The following is a 16,329-nucleotide window of genomic DNA, read 5'->3' as shown; positions in this document are numbered from 1 at the left end:
TCGCGTGCAGCGCCTCGTTCAGCGTGATGCCCTCGCCCGTGCGGGGCAGCGCCTCCACGGCCCCCGAGACCGAGTTGCGGCGCAGCAGCAGGCCGTTGCGGCCGGAGAGGCTGCGGGCGGCCACGCTGCTCCCGTCCGGCAGCGACACCTTCGTGCCCGCCGTGACGTAGAGGCCGGCCTCCACCACGCAGTCGTCGCCGAGCGAGATGCCGATCCCGGCGTTGGCGCCGAGCAGGCACCGCTCGCCCACGGAGATGACCTCCTTGCCGCCGCCGGAGAGCGTGCCCATGATCGAGGCGCCGCCGCCGACGTCGGAGCCGTCGCCGACCACGACGCCCGCGGAGATGCGGCCCTCCACCATCGACGCGCCGAGCGTGCCCGCGTTGTAGTTCACGAAGCCCTCGTGCATCACCGTGGTGCCGGCGGCGAGGTGGGCGCCGAGCCGCACGCGGTCGGCGTCGGCGATGCGCACGCCCTCGGGCAGCACGTAGTCGACCATCCGGGGGAACTTGTCCACGCCGTACACGGCCAGGGGGCCGCGGGCGCGCAGCCGGGCGCGGGTGAGCTCGAAGCCGGGCACGGGGCAGGGACCCTGGCTGGTCCACACGACGTTGGCGAGCACGCCGAAGACGCCGTCCAGGTTCACCTCCCGAGGTGCGACCAGCCGGTGGCTCAGCAGGTGCAGCCGCAGGTAGGCGTCATGGGCGTCGGCGGGCGGGTCGGCGAGCGAGGCGATCGCGGTGCGCACGACGACGGTGCGCACGCCGCGGACGTCGTCGGTGCCGGCCAGCGGTTCCAGGTCTGCGGTGACATCCGCCGCGTCGGGGCCCAGTGCGGGCGCGGGGAACCAGGTGTCCAGGACGGTGCCATCGGCGGCGACGGTGGCCAGGCCGGTGCCGGAGGCCCCCTCGATGCGAAGTGCGCTGCTCACGGCCCCAACGCTAACCGCAGCGGTCGGCGCGGGCGGACCGGGGAGTGGCGTGGGAGGCCAGTACCGTCGCTGCTGTGCGCCCACTCGACCTCACCGCCGACCCCGTCGACCTCTGCGCCGCGCTCGTGGACGTGCCGAGCGTCTCCGGCGAGGAGGGGGCGCTCGCCGACGCCCTCGAGGCGGCGCTGCGCGCCCAGGCCCCGCACCTGGAGGTGTTGCGGTCCGGCCACGCGGTGCTGGCGCGCACCGACCTGGGCCGGCCCGGGCGCGTGCTGCTCGCGGGGCACATCGACACGGTGCCGATCGCCGACAACGTGCCCAGCAGGCGTGACCAGGGCCTGATCTACGGCTGCGGCACCTCCGACATGAAGGCGGGCGACGCCGTGTTCGCCCACCTCGCGGCCGTGCTGCCGGATCCGCGCCACGACCTCACGTTCGTGTTCTACGACTGCGAGGAGGTCGAGGCGGTGCGCAACGGGCTCGGACGCATCGAGCGCGAGCACCGCGACTGGCTCGCCGCCGACCTCGCGATCCTCGGCGAGCCGACGAACGGGGCCGTCGAGGCGGGCTGCCAGGGCACCCTGCGGGCGGAGATCACCCTGCGCGGCCGGCGGGCCCACTCGGCCCGCTCATGGCTGGGCGAGAACGCCGTGCACGCGGCAGGGCCCGTGCTGGAACGGCTGGCCGCGTACCCGGCCCGCGAGGTCGAGATCGACGGCTGCCGGTACCGGGAGGGCCTGCAGGCCGTGCGCATCGCCGGTGGGGTGGCGGGCAACGTGGTGCCCGACGAGTGCGTGGTCACGATCAACTTCCGGTTCGCCCCCGACCGCGACGCCGCGGCCGCGGAGAAGCACGTGCGGGAGGTGTTCGAGGGCTTCGAGCTCGAGATCACCGACCTGTCGCCGGGTGCGCTGCCGGGGCTGGGCGCCCCCGCCGCGCGTGAGTTCCTGGCCGCCACCGGCGCCGAGCCCACCGCCAAGTACGGCTGGACGGACGTCTCGCGCTTCGCGGCGCTCGGCATCCCGGCGCTGAACTACGGCCCGGGCGACCCGAACCTCGCCCACACCCGCGACGAGCACGTGGACCCGGCCCGGATCACGGAGGCGCTCGACGTCCTCCGCCGTTTCCTCGGCTGACACGTGCGCTCACTACCCTGGCCGCCATGAGCACGGACGGGGCGCGGCGCCCCGAGGAGAAGCAGCGCGGCCCTGTCGTGCTGCGGCGCGAACGGCGGAACGAGCCGACCACCACCGACCAGCGGTTGCTCGATTCGCGCGGTCCCAGCGACTGGGTGCACACCGACCCCTGGCGGGTGATGCGCATCCAGGCCGAGTTCGTCGAGGGCTTCGGCATGCTCGCGGAGCTGCCGAGGGCGGTCACCGTGTTCGGTTCGGCGCGCACGCCGCGCGACCACCCCGAGTACGCGCAGGGCCGGGCGCTGGGCACGGCCCTCGCCGAGGCGGGCTTCGCGGTGATCACCGGGGGCGGGCCGGGCGTGATGGAGGCGGCCAACAAGGGCTGCTCGGACGCAGGCGGGCTGTCGGTGGGGCTGGGCATCGAGCTGCCCTTCGAGCAGGGCCTCAACGACTGGGTCGACCTGGGCATCAACTTCCGCTACTTCTTCGCGCGCAAGACGATGTTCGTGAAGTACTCGCAGGCCTTCGTGTGCCTGCCCGGCGGCTTCGGCACGCTCGACGAGCTGTTCGAGGCCCTCACGCTGGTGCAGACGAAGAAGGTCACGAAGTTCCCGGTGGTGCTGCTGGGCAGCGAGTACTGGGGCGGGCTGTACGACTGGATCGCCACCACGGTGCTGGGTGCCGGCAAGGTCGGCGAGAAGGACCTCGCACTGCTGCACCTCACCGACGACGTCGACGACGCGGTGAAGATCGTGCAGGACGCGTGGCGAGCGTGGGAGGAGGCGCATTGAGCGGCTCGCTGGCCGTCTGCGTGTACTGCGGCTCGATCGAGGGCCTGCCGGAGCGCTACCTGCGGCTCGCGGCCGACGTCGGCGCCGGGATCGCGGCCCGCGGCTGGCAGCTCGTGTCCGGTGGCGGGAAGGCGGCGATGATGGGTGCCGTCGGTGCCGCCGCCCGCGCGGGCGGGGCGCGCACCGTCGGGGTGATCCCGCAGGCGCTCGTCGACCTCGAGTGGGCCGACCACGACTCCGACGAGCTGCTCGTCGTCGACACGATGCGGGAGCGCAAGGCCCTCATGGAGGCCCACGCCGACGCGTTCCTCGCGCTGCCGGGCGGCGTGGGCACCTGCGAGGAGCTGTTCGAGGTCTGGACGGCGGGTTACCTGGGCATGCACCGCAAGCCCGTGGTGGTGCTCGACCCCGACGGGCACTACGCCGGGCTGCTGGAGTGGGTGCGCGGGCTGGGGGAGCGCGGGTTCGTGCGGCCGGAGGCGATCGAGCGCCTGGTCGTCGCCACCGATGTGGCCGATGCGCTGGACGCGTGCGCCAAGCCCGTTGACGGCTGACCCCTCCCGCGGGCCGCCTGTCGGTGGGACCCTCTCGAGACGTGGTCGCGTCGGTCATCGGTGATCGCCAACCCGCAACCAGGCACGGGAGGGAGCGGACAGGTGGATCCGGTCATCGAGGAGTGGTTCGCCCGGCGGACGTGGCAGGAGCCCCGCTGGAGCGTCGAGGAGCTCGTGGCGGCGAAGGCGGGCCGCCGGGTCTCGGTGGTGCTGCCCGCCCTCGACGAGGAGGCCACGGTCGGGGCGATCGTCGCCGCGATCGTGCCCCTGACCCGCGGCCCGGCGCCGCTGGTCGACGAGCTGGTGGTGGTCGACTCCGGCTCCACCGACCGCACGGTCGAGGTGGCCGCCGCCGCGGGCGCGCGGGTGGTGCTGCGCACCGACGTGCTGCCGGAGGTCGACCCGGTGCCGGGCAAGGGGGAGGTGCTGTGGCGGTCGCTCGCCGCCACCACCGGTGACGTCGTCTGCTACCTCGACTCCGACCTCGTCGACTTCGACCCGGGCTTCGTGCCCGCCCTGCTCGGCCCGCTGCTCACCGAGCGGGGGGTCGCGCTGGTGAAGGGCTTCTACCGGCGTCCGCTGCGCCTGGAGACCGCGGAGGTCGACACCGGCGGCGGGCGGGTCACCGAGTTGCTCGTGCGGCCGCTGCTGGCGGCGCTGCGACCAGAGCTCGCCGGGATCGTGCAGCCGCTGGGCGGTGAGTACGCGGGCACCCGGGAGTTGCTGGAGTCCGTGCCGTTCGCGCCGGGCTACGGCGTGGAGATCGGCCTGCTGCTCGACACCTACGCCCGGCTCGGTCTCGACGGCCTCGCCCAGGTGAACCTGGGGGTGCGCAAGCACCGGAACCGGTCGCTGCTGCAGCTGGGGGTGATGGCGCGCCAGATCCTCGCGGCGGCGCTCGCCCGCTGCGGCGTGTCCGATTCGGGCGCGGCGCTCACCCAGTTCGTGCAGGTGGAGGGGGAGTGGCTGCCGGCGGCGAGCACGCTCGGCGTGGCCGATCGACCCCCGATCCGTGCGTTGACCGGGGGTGCGTGATGGGATCGGCGGGGTGGGGACCGCGCTGATCTACCTCTTGGTCGTCGCGGCTGTCGGGGCCGCCCTGTTCGGGATAGCCACGCTCGTCTTCGGGCGTGGCGAGGAGCTGGCTCCGCTGCCGCCGGGGGCCACCCCGACCCGGCTGCCCGCCGGTGAGATCGACGGCGCCGACGTGCGTGAGCTGCGGTTCCAGCAGGCGCTGCGCGGCTACCGCATGGACGAGGTCGACTGGGTGCTGGACCGGCTCGCCGACGAGCTCGACCGCACCGGTGCGCAGCGCGACGGCCTGCTCGCCCGGGTGGCGGAGCTGGAGTCGGCGCTGGCGGCGTCGCCCGGCATGGCGGAGGGTGACCGATGACGACGACCGGCACCGACGGGCGCGTGCGCTGCGCCTGGGCGGGCTCCGCGCCCGAGTACGTCGCCTACCACGACGAGGAGTGGGGCCGGCCCTTGCGCGGGGTCACCGCGCTGTTCGAGCGGCTGACGCTGGAGGGGTTCCAGTCCGGCCTGTCCTGGCTGGTCATCCTGCGCAAGCGGCCTGCGTTCCGCGCCGCGTTCTCCGGTTTCGACCCGGCCGTGGTCGCCGGCTTCGGCGAGGCGGACGTGGAGCGGTTGCTCGGCGACGCCGGGATCGTGCGCAACCGGGCGAAGATCGAGGCCACCGTCCACAACGCGCGCCGCGTCGTGGACATGGACCGGCCGCTCGACGAGCTGCTCTGGTCCTTCGCCCCGGAGCCCGGTGCCCACCGCCGGCCCGCCACCCTCGCGGACGTGCCGGCCACCACGCCGGAGTCCGTGGCGATGGCCCGCGCGCTCAAGAAGCTCGGGCTGCGCTTCGTCGGGCCGACCACCTGTTACGCGCTCATGCAGGCCGCCGGACTGGTGGACGACCACGTCGCGGACTGCTGGCGGGCAGCGACGGTGTGACTGCGAAGGGTGAACAATCAGACCGGTTGATCGCTCCGGTTGCACCCCTGTCCGCCGGATGAGGAAAGATGTTCCCAGCATCCTCGCCGCGCGCTACGCCCGCGCAGCGGCAACGAGACCCGCGATGCCAACGGCTCTGGCCACTAACGACGACGGAGGAGGCAGGAGATGGCGGCGATGAAGCCCCGGACCGGTGATGGTCCCCTGGAGGTGACCAAGGAGGGTCGGGGCATCGTGATGCGCGTCCCCCTCGAAGGGGGCGGCCGCCTGGTCGTCGAGATGTCGGCGGAGGAAGCCAGCGACCTCGGCGACGCGCTCAAGGCCGCCTCCGGCTGAGTGCAGGCGCGCCCCGGCCACGGGGCAAACCGGTTCCCGATCAACGGCACCGGTGGACGGCGACGGCCGCCCACCGGTGCCGTTCGTCGTCGTGTGCCCTGACCGTCAGGGTGTCCTGAGCGCGTCGCCCGCCGACTCGCGCAGGGGCCGCACTTGTGTGCCCGTGGCGGGGCCGAGCGTCACGAGTTCGATCGCGACCTCGCCGCAGACGCACCGGCGGTAGCGCACCCAGCCCTGGGACGTGGCGTGCGTGGACAGCACCGCCGCTTCCTCGCTGGGCCACCCGCACCGCGCGCACCGCATGGCCGCGCCTCCCTCCGGTAATAGGCGTCCTTGGTTGGAACCTTACACGGGGAGCGTCTGGTAGTAATAGCCCAATGGACTTCATCGGTTACCGGAGCGATGCCCTCGGCGCTGCCGTGGACCTGGTGAACGCCGTCATCGAGGACCCCGAGGGTCGGGTTCCGGACCAGCTGCGCGGCGTGCTGGTCGCGCACTCCTACCGCGCGATCGACGCCCCCGACAGCGTCGAACCCAAGCTGCGCGCCTGGAGCCGCAGGCTGCGCACCGTCTTCGACGCCACCACCGACGCGGAGGCCGCCGCCGCGATCAACGCGCTGCTAGTCGACGTGCGGATCGAGCCGCACCTCACCGACCACGACGGCGAGGGCTGGCACCTGCACTACACGCCGCCGGAGGCGGGCCTCGTCGACCGCATCCGGGCCACCACCGCGTTCGCGCTGGCGATGCTCGTGTCCGAGTACGGCGTCAGCCGCCACGGCCGGTGCGCCGCCGAGGGTTGCGCGAAGGTGTTCGCCGACACCTCCCGCAACGCGGCGCGCCGCTACTGCTCGTCGGCGTGCGCCAACCGCTCCGCGGTGGCCGCGCACCGCGCCCGGGTCAAGGCGCGGGCTCAGGTCTCGACTCAGGCCGCGACGAGCGTCCGGTAGATCTCCACGGTTCGTGCGGCGGCCTGCTGCCAGCTGAACTCCCGCTCCGCCCTGGCCCGGCCCGCCTCGCCCATCGCGGCGGCGCGGGCCGGGTCGGCGAGCAGCGCGTTGATCGCCTCGGCGAGCCCGGTCCGGAACGTCTCCACGTCGTCCTCGGCGTAGTGGGCGAGCAGGCCGGTCTCGCCGTCGGCGACGACCTCGGGGATGCCGCCGACGTCGGAGGCCACCACGGCGGTGCCGCAGGCCATCGCCTCCAGGTTGACGATGCCCAGCGGCTCGTACACCGACGGGCATACGAACACGGTGGCCGCGGACAGGATCTGGCGCACCGACGTGGTGGGCAGCATCCCGCGCACCCACACGACGCCGGAACGGGCGGCGCTCAGCTCCGCCACCGCGGCCTCGGTCTCCGCGGCGATCTCGGGGGTGTCCGGCGCTCCCGCGCACAGCACGACCTGTGCGGCCGGGTCGATGTGGTGGGCGGCCGCGATCAGGTGCCCGAGTCCCTTCTGCCGGGTGATCCGCCCGACGAAGACCACACTCGGCCGGTCCGGGTCGATGCCCGCCGCGAGCACGGCGTCCCGCGCGGGATCCGGGCGGTAGAAGTCGGTGTCGATGCCGTTGTGCACGACGTGGACGCGTTCGGGGTCGAGGGCGGGGTAGCAGTCCAGCACGTCCTCGCGCATGCCCGCGCTCACCGCGATCACCGCGTCCGCCGCCTCGTATGCGGTGCGCTCCACCCACGACGAGAGCCGGTACCCGCCGCCGAGCTGTTCGGCCTTCCACGGCCTGCGCGGCTCGAGCGAGTGCGCGGTGACGACGTGGGGCACCCCGTGGAGCACCATCGCCAGGTGGCCCGCCATGTTGGCGTACCAGGTGTGGGAGTGGGCGAGGTCCACCCCGCCGAGCGCGGCCACCATCGACAGGTCCGCGCCGAGCGTCTGCAGCGCCGGGTTCGCCCCGTCGAGCGCCGGTGGCGACCGGTGCGCGTAGGTGTCGGGCGCCTCCCGCGGTTCGCCGAAGCAGTGCACGTCGACGTCCACCAGCGCGCGCAGCGCCGGTGCGAGGTGCCCGACGTGCACGCCGGCGCCGCCGTAGACGTCCGGGGGGTACTCGCGGGTGAGCAGGCCGATGCGCACGCGCGAACGGTAGGGCATCGCGCCCGCCGCCGCGCGGGGCGGCGGATCACAGGCCCAACCGGGCGTTCCGCTGGCCCGGCACCGTTGCCGCGCACTAGGGTCAGGGCTGTGACGACGCTGCCGGTAGGGGCCCGGGTCGGGGCGACGCCATGACGGGGGCGCGGATGTCCTCCGCCACACCACTGGCACTGGGGGCCAACGTCCTGGGGATGGTCCTCGCCGGTGGCGAGGGCAAGCGGTTGTGGCCGCTCACGGCCGACCGCGCCAAACCCGCGGTGCCGTTCGGCGGCAACTACCGCCTCATCGACTTCGTGCTGTCCAACCTGGTCAACGCGGGCATGCACCGGGTGTGCGTGCTCACCCAGTACAAGTCCCACTCGCTCGACCGCCACATCTCCACCACCTGGCGGCTCTCGAGCGTGCTCGGGCAGTACATCACCACGGTGCCCGCCCAGCAGCGGCTCGGCAGGCGCTGGTACACCGGCAGCGCCGACGCGATCTTCCAGAGCCTCAACCTGGTCTACGACGAGCGCCCCGACTACATCGCGGTGTTCGGCGCCGACCACGTCTACCGCATGGACCCTGGTCAGATGCTGGCGCGTCACATCGAGAGCGGCGCGGGCGTCACCGTCGCGGGCATCCGGGTGCCGCGGGCCGAGGCCAAGGCGTTCGGCGTGATCAACTCCGAGCCCGGCGGCAAGATCACCGACTTCCTGGAGAAGCCCTCCGACCCGCCCTCGGTGCCCGACGACCCGGACGTCACGTTCGCCTCGATGGGCAACTACATCTTCACCACAGAGGTGCTGCTCGAGGCCCTGCGGGCCGACGCCGAGGACGGCGACTCCGACCACGACATGGGCGGCGACATCATCCCGCGGCTGGTCGCGCAGGGCGACGCCGCCGTCTACGACTTCGCCGACAACGTGGTGCCCGGCGCCACCGACCGCGACGCGGGCTACTGGCGCGACGTCGGCACCATCGACGCGTACTACGAGGCCCACACCGACCTGGTGTCGGTGCACCCGATCTTCAACCTGTACAACCAGCGCTGGCCCATCCGCACGGCGATGGCCCCGCTGCCGCCCGCCAAGTTCGTGGAGGGCGGCATCGCGCAGGACTCGATCGTCGGCGCGGGCACGATCATCTCCGGTGCCATCGTGCGCCGCTCGGTGATCAGCCCGAACGTCCGCGTCGAGGCCGGGGCCGAGGTGTCCGACTCGGTCGTGCTGCCCGGCGTCAGCGTCGGGCGCGGCGCGATCGTGCGCGGCGCCATCCTCGACAAGAACGTGGTGATCCCCGACGGCGCGCTGGTGGGCGTCGACCTGGGCCTGGACCGCGCGCGCTACACCGTGAGCCAGGGCGGCGTGGTGGTGCTGGGCAAGGGCGCCACGGCCCTCTGAGGGGGCGTGCCGGGCCTCTCAGGAAGTAGGGGCCTTCAGGGCGGCCAGGAGGCCGTCACCCAGGGGGAGCAGCACCGGCACCAGGCGGTCGTCGTCGCGGACCAGCCGGCCCACCTCGCGCAGGCCCACGGTGCCCGGGTCGGTGGCCTCCGGGTCCACGATCCCGGCGCCGAGCGCCCCGGCGAAGACCACGATCCCGCCGTCGCGCAGCAGGCGCACGGCCTCCTCGAGGTAGCGCGGGTACTGGGCCGGCCCGGCGTCGACGAACACCAGGTCGTAGCCGGCGTCGGTGAGCCTCGGCAGCACCTCGAGCGCCAGGCCGTTGATCAGCCGGAGGTTGGCGGGGCCGTACCCCGCGGCGAGGAACGCGGCCCGGGCGGCCCGCTGGTGCTCGGGATCGATGTCGATGGAGGTGAGGGTGCCGTCGGACGCCATGCCCCGCAGCAGCCACAGCCCGCTCACCCCGGTGCCGGTGCCGATCTCCACCACGGCGCGCGCCCCGATGGTGGCCGCGAGGAAGCGCAGGCCGGCGCCCGCATCCGGCCCGAGGGGGACGCAGCCGGAACGCTCTGCCTCCGCCCGTGCGGACAGGAGCACGTCGTCCTCGGAGAGGTAGGATCCGACGTGGTCGCGCAGCGCCCACAGATCGGTGGCGGCGTCCGGCACCCACATGGGGGAGAGGCTACTTGGCCGGTTCTATCAGGCTCCTCTCAGCCGGTTCTCACCACTAATTCACGGGTATCGGGCACCGTAGGTGCCATCGGCCGGGGTCGTCGGCCGTGGGAGTGCCGGGAACAACGAGCACCGGTGTTCCGTTGGCCAGGGGGCACGACCCGCCGCAGGAGGTGCGACCCGACGATGAGCGAAGGCTCAGCCACACTGCCGAGCAGCACGTTGCTGCCCGGTGAGGAGGCCGGCTGGACCCCACCGAGCTGGGACGACGTGGTGCGTGAGCACGCCGACCGCGTCTACCGCCTCGCGTACCGCCTGACCGGCAACCCGCATGACGCAGAGGACCTCACCCAGGAGACGTTCGTCCGGGTGTTCCGCTCCCTCGCCTCCTACAAGCCGGGCACGTTCGAGGGCTGGCTGCACCGCATCACCACGAACCTGTTCCTGGACATGGTGCGCCGCCGTTCCCGCATCCGGATGGAGGCGCTGCCCGAGGACACCGACCGGCTGCCCGGCAGCGGGCCGCAGCCCGAGCAGGTGTTCTCCGACACCCACCTCGACCCCAAGCTGCAGGCCGCGCTCGACGAGCTGCCGCCGGAGTTCCGCGCGGCGGTCGTGCTGTGCGACGTCGAAGGCCTGTCGTACGAGGAGATCGGCGCGACTCTCGGCGTGAAGCTCGGTACGGTGAGAAGCAGGATCCACCGCGGCCGGGCCGCCCTGCGCAGCGCTCTCGAGCGCCGCCGGGCCGCGGAGGACCGTGTGGGCGAGCTCGAGGAGGTACACGGGTGAGTTCTGGGCGTTGGCGCATCTCGGTGACCACACCCGACTGGGGTCAGGCTCACCTGTCGTCCGACGCCATCGTCGCGTACGTCGACGAGGAACTCGCCCCCGGTCCGCACCTGCGGGCCACCCAGCACCTCGCCCAGTGCCCCGAGTGCGCCGCCCAGGTCGTCGCGCAGGGCCAGGCGCGTGCCGCCCTGCGCACCGCAGACTGTCCGAGCCTTCCCTCCTCCCTGCTGTCGAGCCTGCGCTCGATCCCGCAGGACACCGACCTCCCCGCGCCGCCCGCCGGGCTCGCGGTCACCCCTGAGGGGCAGTTCGTCTCGGTGCTGCGTCCCGAGCACCCCGCCGCCCCGCGCACCGATGTCGACACCACCGCCCGGCGACACGACCGCCATCGCAGGCTCCGGCTCGGGGCCGGGGTCGCCGTGTCCGGCCTCGCGGTCGGCGCCATCGCCTTCGCCGTCCCCACCGTCGTGAGCGGCGCCGCGGCGCCCGCGCCCCCCGGTGAGTTCGAACAGCCGGTGCTCGGCGGCACCCCCGCCAGCCCGGTCGACGCGCGGCTGCAGCTCGCGCCCACGCCCACCACCGCGCCCACGTCGACGTCGCCGTCCACCCCGTCGCGCCGGCCCGCCGAGGGCGGCAACCGCTGAGCTACGCGGACTTCACCGCCGCTGAGGCAGTCTGGTGGGGTCAGGTCCGCCCAGTTCAGGAGTCCGCCGAGGGATGAGCGATCCCAACAGCCCCGCCGAGGGGAGCGCTGCCGACGGCACCGAGGGCGCTGGCGAGGACCACACGGTGGAGCTCTCGACGCCGGTGGAGCTCTCGAAGTCCGATGCCACACCCCCGCGTCTCGGGCCGCGCCCGCTGGAGCGGCCCGAGGTCGACCCCGAGACGGCCGCGGTGTTCGGCCGCCCGGGAGGCGTCGAGGGCGGTTTCGCCGCCCAGCGCAACGGCACCCCGCAGCGCACCACTCTCGTCGCCCCGCCGCCCGCCGCGCTGGCCAGCGCGTTCGGCCGTCCCGACGCGGCCACGCCGTCGCTGCAGCGCCCGGGCGACAACGGGTCCTCCAACGGCGCGGCGCACCCCGATCCGTTCTGGACCGAGGGCGCCGAGCGCGACCCGTGGCGCGACCCGGAGAGCCCGGTCGCGCTGGGCCCGCCGGCCGTGGCCGGCTCCACCCCCGCCGAGCCCGTGCGCGGCGAAGGGGCCCGCCTGAGCCTGCGTGAGCTGCTGTTCGGCCGCCGGGTCGAGCCGCGGGCGCTCGCCGTGCTCGCCGCCGTCGCGCTGCTCGTCGGTGCCGCGGGCGGGCTGGTCGGCCGCTACACCGCCGAGGGGGCGGCGGGGCTCACCGACCCCGATCCCATGATCAGCCAGACCGTCCCGGCCCGGGAACGTCCGCCCGGCTCGGTGGCCGACATCGCGGCCCGCACGGTGCCCGCGGTGGTCTCGTTCGAGGTCCGGGTGGGCGACGAGGGCGGCACCGGCTCCGGCGTGATGATCGACCCCTCGGGCTACGTGCTCACGAACAACCACGTGGTGGCACCCGCGGCCGAGGTCACCGGCGCCCAGATCGAGGCGATCTTCCACGACGGCACGCGTGCCGCCGCCCAGATCGTGGGGCGCGACCCGAAGACCGACCTCGCGGTGGTGAAGGTGGAGGTCGCCAACCCGGTGGTGGCCACGTTCGGCTCGTCGGCCGGCCTGGTCGTCGGCGACGGCGTGATCGCGATCGGGTCGCCGCTGGGCCTGGTCGGCACCGTCACCGAGGGCATCGTCAGCGCGCTCGACCGGCCGGTGCGCCTCGACGGGTCCGGCACCGACACCAACGCGGTCATCGACGCGATCCAGACCGACGCCGCGATCAACCCCGGCAACTCGGGCGGTCCGCTCGTCGACTCCACGGGCGCCGTGGTGGGCATCAACACGGCCATCCGCAGCATCGGGATGGGGGAGGGCGGCTCCATCGGCCTGGGCTTCGCCATCCCGATCGACGACGCCCGCGGCATCGCCGAGGAGCTGATCCGCACCGGGGCGGTCACCCATGCGGAGATCGGCATCAACGCGCGGTCGGTCAGCGACGGCACCACCGACGGCGCGCAGGTGCAGAACGTGCAGCAGGGAGGCGCCGCCGAGGCCGCCGGGATCCTGGAGGGCGACGTGATCGTCCGCCTGGGCGGCAGGCCGATCGCGGGTGCCGACGAGCTGGTCGTCGCGGTGCGGGAACGCAACCCCGGCGACACCGTGGACGTCGAGCTGGTGCGCGAGGGTCGCCCGCTGACGGTGTCCGTCGTCCTGGCCTCGGACTAAGGTGGTCCCGTGTTCGAGAGCGTGGGCTGGGGCGAGATCCTCGTGTTGATCGTGGCCGGCCTGTTCATCCTCGGGCCGGAGCGGTTGCCATCGGCCGCGGCCTGGGCGGGCAAAGCCATCCGGCAGGTCCGCGAGTACGCCACGGGCGCGCGCGAGCAGCTGCGCGGCGAGCTCGGCCCGGAGTTCGACGAGCTGCGCAAGCCGCTCGAGGAGCTGCGGGGCCTGCGCAACTTCAACCCGCGCACGGCCGTCACACGCACGCTCTTCGACGACGACCCGCCCAAGCCCAACGGCTACACCCCGCCGAAGCCGAACCTCACGAAGAGCCCGCCGCCCGCGCCCGCGCCCGCGCCGGACCGGCTGGCGAAGAACGAGGTGCCGCCGGTCGACCCGGACGCCACCTGATCGGCTCGTCCGCCCGGGTCAGGGCCTGCGGGTGTGCCAGTCCGTGGCCTGCTGGAACGCGTGGGCCGCGGCGAGCACCGCGTTGTCGGCGTGGCGCGGGCCGACGATCTGCAGCCCCGCCGGCAGGCCCTCGGCGAACCCGCACGGCACGCTCGCCGCAGGCTGCTGGGTCATGTTGAACGGGTAGGTGAACGGCGTCCACGTCGTCCACCGCTCGTGCGGCCACCCCGGGGGCACCTCGACGCCCGCCTCGAAGGCGGGCAGCGGGAGGGTCGGCGTGAGCAGCAGGTCGTAGCGGTTGTGGAACTCGCCCATGAGCGTGCCGAGCTCGTTGCGCACGGCCATCGCGGTGAGGTAGTCCAGCGCCGAGGCCCGTGCCCCCTGCTCGCTGACCGCCACGAGGCCCGGGTCCATCTGCGCGCGCTGCTCGGGCCCGAGGTTCTCGATCGACTTCGCGGCCCCGCTGAACCACAGCGTCTCGAAGGCCTCGATCGGGTCGGCGAAGCCGGGATCGGCCTCCTCCAGGTGGGCACCGAGCTCGGCGAACACCTCCACCGCCGCCGTGAACGCCGCGGCGACCTCAGGGTGCACGTCGACGTACCCGAGCGTGGGGCTGACGGCGATCCGCAGGCCCGCCACGCCCTGGTCGAGCGCCGCCGCCGCCGAGCCGGCCGGGGCGAGCGCCCACGGGTCGCGGCTGTCGCGGCCGGACACCACGTCGAGCAGCAGCGCGGCATCGGCGGCGGTGCGGGTCATCGGCCCGACGTGGGCGAGGGTGCCGAACGGGCTCGGCGGGAAGTGCGGCACCCGGCCGTACGTGGGCTTGAGCGCCGTGGTGCCGGTGAAGGCGGCCGGGATCCGCACGGAGCCGCCGCCGTCGGTGCCGAGGGACAGCGGGCCCATCCCGAGCAGCACGGCCGCCGCGCTGCCTCCGGACGAGCCGCCCGCCGTGCGGGAGATGTCCCACGGGTTGCGGGTGACCCCGGTCAGCGGGTTGTCGGTGACGCCCTTCCAGCCCAGCTCCGGGGTGGTGGTCTTGCCGAGCAGCACAGCGCCGTGCTCGCGCACGCGCGCGACGTGCGGGCCGTCGACCTCCCACGGGCCGGTCGGGTCGACGGTGCGCGACCCGCGCAGCGTGGGCCAGCCGCGGGTGAGCAGGATGTCCTTGATCGAGGTCGGCACGCCGTCCAGCGCTCCGAGCGGCTCACCGCGGCGCCAGCGCTCCTCCGACTCCTTCGCCGCCCCGAGCGCGGCATCGGCGTCGACCAGGCAGAACGCGTTGACCTGCGGGTCGTACCGCCGGATCCGTTGCAGGGCCGCCTCGGTGGCCTCGACGGGGGAGAGCTCGCCCGAGCGGTAGGCCGCGAGCAGCTCGGTGGCGGTCAGGTCGGCGCTCACGTGCCACCTCCGGTCGTGACGTATCCCAGCGTCTTGTCCACGACGTTGCGCAGCGTCGCGCCCGTGCGGTAGCGGTCGAGGTTGTCGCGGAACACCTCCACCAGCTGCTCCCGCCAGCCGATCAGGTCGCCGGACATGTGCGGCGAGACGATCACGCCCGGGTGGGTCCACAGCGGCGAGTCGGGCGGGAGCGGTTCGCGGGCGAAGACGTCGAGGGCGGCACCCCCGAGCCGGCCCCCCTGCAGCGCGTCGACGAGGTCCGGCTCGACGACGAGCGCCCCCCGGCCCACGTTGATCACGCGCGCGGTGGGGCGCAGCCGCGCCAGCGCGGCGGCGTCGAGCATGCCGCGGGTGGCGTCGGTGAGCGGGGCGGCGAGCACGAGCCAGTCGGCGCGGGGCAGCAGCCCGGGGAGACCGTCGAAGTCCTTCCGCCCGACCAGCTCCACGTCCATCCCCACGGCGCCGAGCAGCGCGGCGATCGCGCGCCCGATCGGGCCGCCGCCGACCACCACGGCGCAGCGCCCGGCGATCGGCTCGGTCTCGCGGTGGTGCCACTCGCGGCGCGCCTGCGCTGCCAGCGTGCCGGGGAGATCCTTCGCCATCGCGAGGACCAGGCCGAGCACGTACTCCGCCATGGGCCGGTCGAACACGCCGCGCGAGTTGGTGAGCGTGACGTCGGACTCGAGCAGGCCGGGGAAGGTGAGCCGGTCGACGCCCGCGCTCGCGGTGTGCACCCAGCGCAGCGCGTCGGCGGCGGGCCACGCGTCGCGCACGGCGTCGGAGAGGAAGTCCCACACGAGCAGCACCTCTGCGCCGGGCAGGACCTCGGCGAGCGAGGACGCGTCGGAGGCGAAGCGCATGCCGGGGAGCTCGAGGCCCGGCGGTCGATCGTCGCCGTGCAGCACCGCGATCGTCGGGCGAGCTCGCTGACCAGCGGAAACGGGCAATTCGGCGGGACCTTCCCGAGCGGGGGGCGAGGATTGACACGCTAGGAAGCCCTCGTACTATTGTCAACAATCCGCGGCGCCGCGGTGTACACCTTCTCTGGACGCCGGGAGCGGCCCTATGTCGAAGTTCCTCCGCATCAGCCTCGCCCGCCGTGGTGTGTCCTGCGTGGCTGAGCTGCTGGAGAAGGAGGCGCCGCGCACCACCGCCGCGGTGTGGCGAGCCCTCGAGAACGGCCCGCTGGCCGGTGAGGCGCAGCATGCCAAGTACGCGCGCAACGAGGTCTACACGATCGTGCCGCGCTTCGCCGATGTCGGCCGGGAGAACCCGACCGTTACCCCGATCCCCGGCGACGTCGTGCTCTTCGACTTCGCGGGCGGCATGCTCGACTCCGCGTTCAAGGCCGACCAGGGCATCGACGCGGACGCGGGCGGGATCGACCTCGCGATCTTCTACGGCCGCAACAACCTGCTGATCAACGGGGACGTCGGCTGGGTCCCGGGCAACGTCTACGCCTCGATCACCGAGGGGCTCGACGCGATGGCCGAGGCCTGCCACGACGTCTGGCGGTCCGGCAGCCTCGGCGAGCGCCTGGTGTACGAGCGGCTCGGGTAGCCGGC

20 protein-coding genes are annotated in these 16,329 nt (G+C 73.8%); 14 read left to right on the top strand and 6 right to left on the bottom strand.

Annotated elements, in window-relative coordinates:
• A partial coding sequence (dapD, locus tag ACFPL3_RS35890) for a 2,3,4,5-tetrahydropyridine-2,6-dicarboxylate N-succinyltransferase (RefSeq protein WP_379590380.1) occupies positions 1-931 on the bottom strand: 931 nt, incomplete at its 3' end.
• Positions 932-1,005: 74 nt separating this feature from the next.
• Here dapD and dapE point away from each other — a divergent pair.
• The 7 genes from dapE (at position 1,006) to ACFPL3_RS35855 (ending at position 5,710) form a co-directional block, all read left to right on the top strand.
• On the top strand, positions 1,006-2,067 hold the full coding sequence (gene dapE, locus ACFPL3_RS35885; RefSeq protein WP_343947095.1) for a succinyl-diaminopimelate desuccinylase: 1,062 nt from the start codon (positions 1,006-1,008) through the stop codon (positions 2,065-2,067).
• Positions 2,068-2,093: 26 nt separating this feature from the next.
• Positions 2,094-2,858, top strand: a complete 765-nt coding sequence (locus tag ACFPL3_RS35880; protein WP_343947094.1) for an LOG family protein — start codon at positions 2,094-2,096, stop codon at positions 2,856-2,858.
• Positions 2,855-3,412, top strand: a complete 558-nt coding sequence (locus ACFPL3_RS35875) for an LOG family protein (RefSeq protein WP_343947093.1) — start codon at positions 2,855-2,857, stop codon at positions 3,410-3,412. Before ACFPL3_RS35880 ends, ACFPL3_RS35875 begins: the two co-directional genes overlap by 4 nt.
• A 102-nt stretch (positions 3,413-3,514) precedes the next feature.
• Positions 3,515-4,447, top strand: a complete 933-nt coding sequence (locus ACFPL3_RS35870) for a glucosyl-3-phosphoglycerate synthase (RefSeq protein WP_343947092.1) — start codon at positions 3,515-3,517, stop codon at positions 4,445-4,447.
• A 13-nt stretch (positions 4,448-4,460) separates the two neighbouring features.
• On the top strand, positions 4,461-4,805 hold the full coding sequence (locus tag ACFPL3_RS35865) for a DivIVA domain-containing protein (RefSeq protein ID WP_343947091.1): 345 nt from the start codon (positions 4,461-4,463) through the stop codon (positions 4,803-4,805).
• Complete coding sequence (locus ACFPL3_RS35860) at positions 4,802-5,374, top strand: DNA-3-methyladenine glycosylase I (RefSeq protein ID WP_343947090.1); 573 nt, start codon at positions 4,802-4,804, stop codon at positions 5,372-5,374. The genes ACFPL3_RS35865 and ACFPL3_RS35860 overlap by 4 nt, the downstream gene beginning before the upstream one ends.
• 168 nt (positions 5,375-5,542) lie before the next feature.
• Positions 5,543-5,710: a DUF3117 domain-containing protein gene (locus ACFPL3_RS35855; RefSeq protein ID WP_084211001.1), complete on the top strand. Its 168-nt coding sequence runs from the start codon at positions 5,543-5,545 to the stop codon at positions 5,708-5,710.
• A 105-nt stretch (positions 5,711-5,815) separates the two neighbouring features.
• On the opposite strand, the gene ACFPL3_RS35850 is transcribed toward ACFPL3_RS35855, so the two are convergent.
• Positions 5,816-5,971, bottom strand: a complete 156-nt coding sequence (locus ACFPL3_RS35850; protein ID WP_343947089.1) for a hypothetical protein — start codon at positions 5,969-5,971, stop codon at positions 5,816-5,818.
• Positions 5,972-6,087: 116 nt separating this feature from the next.
• Here ACFPL3_RS35850 and ACFPL3_RS35845 point away from each other — a divergent pair, with 116 nt between their 5' ends.
• Positions 6,088-6,660, top strand: coding sequence for a CGNR zinc finger domain-containing protein (locus ACFPL3_RS35845; RefSeq protein WP_343947088.1), 573 nt, complete (start codon positions 6,088-6,090; stop codon positions 6,658-6,660).
• On the opposite strand, the gene glgA is transcribed toward ACFPL3_RS35845, so the two are convergent.
• Positions 6,636-7,799 carry a glycogen synthase gene (glgA, locus tag ACFPL3_RS35840; protein WP_343947087.1) on the bottom strand — a complete coding sequence of 388 codons (1,164 nt, stop codon included), beginning with the start codon at positions 7,797-7,799 and terminating at the stop codon, positions 6,636-6,638. The genes ACFPL3_RS35845 and glgA overlap by 25 nt on opposite strands.
• 149 nt (positions 7,800-7,948) lie before the next feature.
• Between glgA and glgC the strand changes: the two genes are divergently transcribed.
• Positions 7,949-9,199, top strand: coding sequence for a glucose-1-phosphate adenylyltransferase (glgC, locus tag ACFPL3_RS35835; RefSeq protein ID WP_343947086.1), 1,251 nt, complete (start codon positions 7,949-7,951; stop codon positions 9,197-9,199).
• Positions 9,200-9,217: 18 nt separating this feature from the next.
• On the opposite strand, the gene ACFPL3_RS35830 is transcribed toward glgC, so the two are convergent.
• On the bottom strand, positions 9,218-9,871 hold the full coding sequence (locus ACFPL3_RS35830) for an O-methyltransferase (protein ID WP_343947085.1): 654 nt from the start codon (positions 9,869-9,871) through the stop codon (positions 9,218-9,220).
• A 186-nt stretch (positions 9,872-10,057) separates the two neighbouring features.
• On the opposite strand from ACFPL3_RS35830, the gene sigE reads away from it, so the two are divergent.
• The 4 genes from sigE to tatB all read left to right on the top strand — a co-directional run bounded on the left by sigE (position 10,058) and on the right by tatB (position 13,366).
• On the top strand, positions 10,058-10,660 hold the full coding sequence (gene sigE / locus ACFPL3_RS35825; protein ID WP_343947084.1) for an RNA polymerase sigma factor SigE: 603 nt from the start codon (positions 10,058-10,060) through the stop codon (positions 10,658-10,660).
• Positions 10,657-11,304, top strand: a complete 648-nt coding sequence (locus ACFPL3_RS35820; protein WP_343947083.1) for an anti-sigma factor family protein — start codon at positions 10,657-10,659, stop codon at positions 11,302-11,304. Before sigE ends, ACFPL3_RS35820 begins: the two co-directional genes overlap by 4 nt.
• 73 nt (positions 11,305-11,377) lie before the next feature.
• Complete coding sequence (locus tag ACFPL3_RS35815) at positions 11,378-12,961, top strand: S1C family serine protease (RefSeq protein WP_343947082.1); 1,584 nt, start codon at positions 11,378-11,380, stop codon at positions 12,959-12,961.
• A gap of 9 nt (positions 12,962-12,970) precedes the next feature.
• Positions 12,971-13,366, top strand: a complete 396-nt coding sequence (gene tatB / locus ACFPL3_RS35810) for a Sec-independent protein translocase protein TatB (protein WP_343947081.1) — start codon at positions 12,971-12,973, stop codon at positions 13,364-13,366.
• A gap of 18 nt (positions 13,367-13,384) precedes the next feature.
• Here tatB and ACFPL3_RS35805 read toward each other — a convergent pair whose 3' ends face one another.
• On the bottom strand, positions 13,385-14,764 hold the full coding sequence (locus ACFPL3_RS35805; RefSeq protein ID WP_343947080.1) for an amidase: 1,380 nt from the start codon (positions 14,762-14,764) through the stop codon (positions 13,385-13,387).
• Entirely contained in the window at positions 14,761-15,669 is a 909-nt protein-coding gene (locus ACFPL3_RS35800) for a D-2-hydroxyacid dehydrogenase (protein ID WP_379590373.1), read from the bottom strand. The genes ACFPL3_RS35805 and ACFPL3_RS35800 overlap by 4 nt, the downstream gene beginning before the upstream one ends.
• 160 nt (positions 15,670-15,829) lie before the next feature.
• On the opposite strand from ACFPL3_RS35800, the gene ACFPL3_RS35795 reads away from it, so the two are divergent.
• On the top strand, positions 15,830-16,324 hold the full coding sequence (locus tag ACFPL3_RS35795; RefSeq protein ID WP_343947079.1) for a DUF3830 family protein: 495 nt from the start codon (positions 15,830-15,832) through the stop codon (positions 16,322-16,324).
• The last annotated feature ends 5 nt before the right edge of the window (positions 16,325-16,329 follow it).

The organism is Pseudonocardia zijingensis (genome assembly GCF_042657305.1).
Lineage (GTDB): Bacteria > Actinomycetota > Actinomycetes > Mycobacteriales > Pseudonocardiaceae > Pseudonocardia > Pseudonocardia zijingensis.
The sequence above is the reverse complement of the archived record's forward strand: the minus strand, read 5'-3'. Positions and strand labels throughout refer to the sequence as shown.

Coding starts and splice junctions, on each gene's coding strand:
- ACFPL3_RS35795 (WP_343947079.1), top strand. CDS start 15,830: ATGTCGAAGTTCCTCCGCATCAGCCTCGCCCGCCGTGGTGTGTCCTGC.
- glgC (WP_343947086.1), top strand. CDS start 7,949: ATGACGGGGGCGCGGATGTCCTCCGCCACACCACTGGCACTGGGGGCC.
- ACFPL3_RS35815 (WP_343947082.1), top strand. CDS start 11,378: ATGAGCGATCCCAACAGCCCCGCCGAGGGGAGCGCTGCCGACGGCACC.
- sigE (WP_343947084.1), top strand. CDS start 10,058: ATGAGCGAAGGCTCAGCCACACTGCCGAGCAGCACGTTGCTGCCCGGT.
- ACFPL3_RS35880 (WP_343947094.1), top strand. CDS start 2,094: ATGAGCACGGACGGGGCGCGGCGCCCCGAGGAGAAGCAGCGCGGCCCT.
- ACFPL3_RS35855 (WP_084211001.1), top strand. CDS start 5,543: ATGGCGGCGATGAAGCCCCGGACCGGTGATGGTCCCCTGGAGGTGACC.
- ACFPL3_RS35830 (WP_343947085.1), bottom strand. CDS start 9,871: ATGTGGGTGCCGGACGCCGCCACCGATCTGTGGGCGCTGCGCGACCAC.
- ACFPL3_RS35860 (WP_343947090.1), top strand. CDS start 4,802: ATGACGACGACCGGCACCGACGGGCGCGTGCGCTGCGCCTGGGCGGGC.
- ACFPL3_RS35845 (WP_343947088.1), top strand. CDS start 6,088: ATGGACTTCATCGGTTACCGGAGCGATGCCCTCGGCGCTGCCGTGGAC.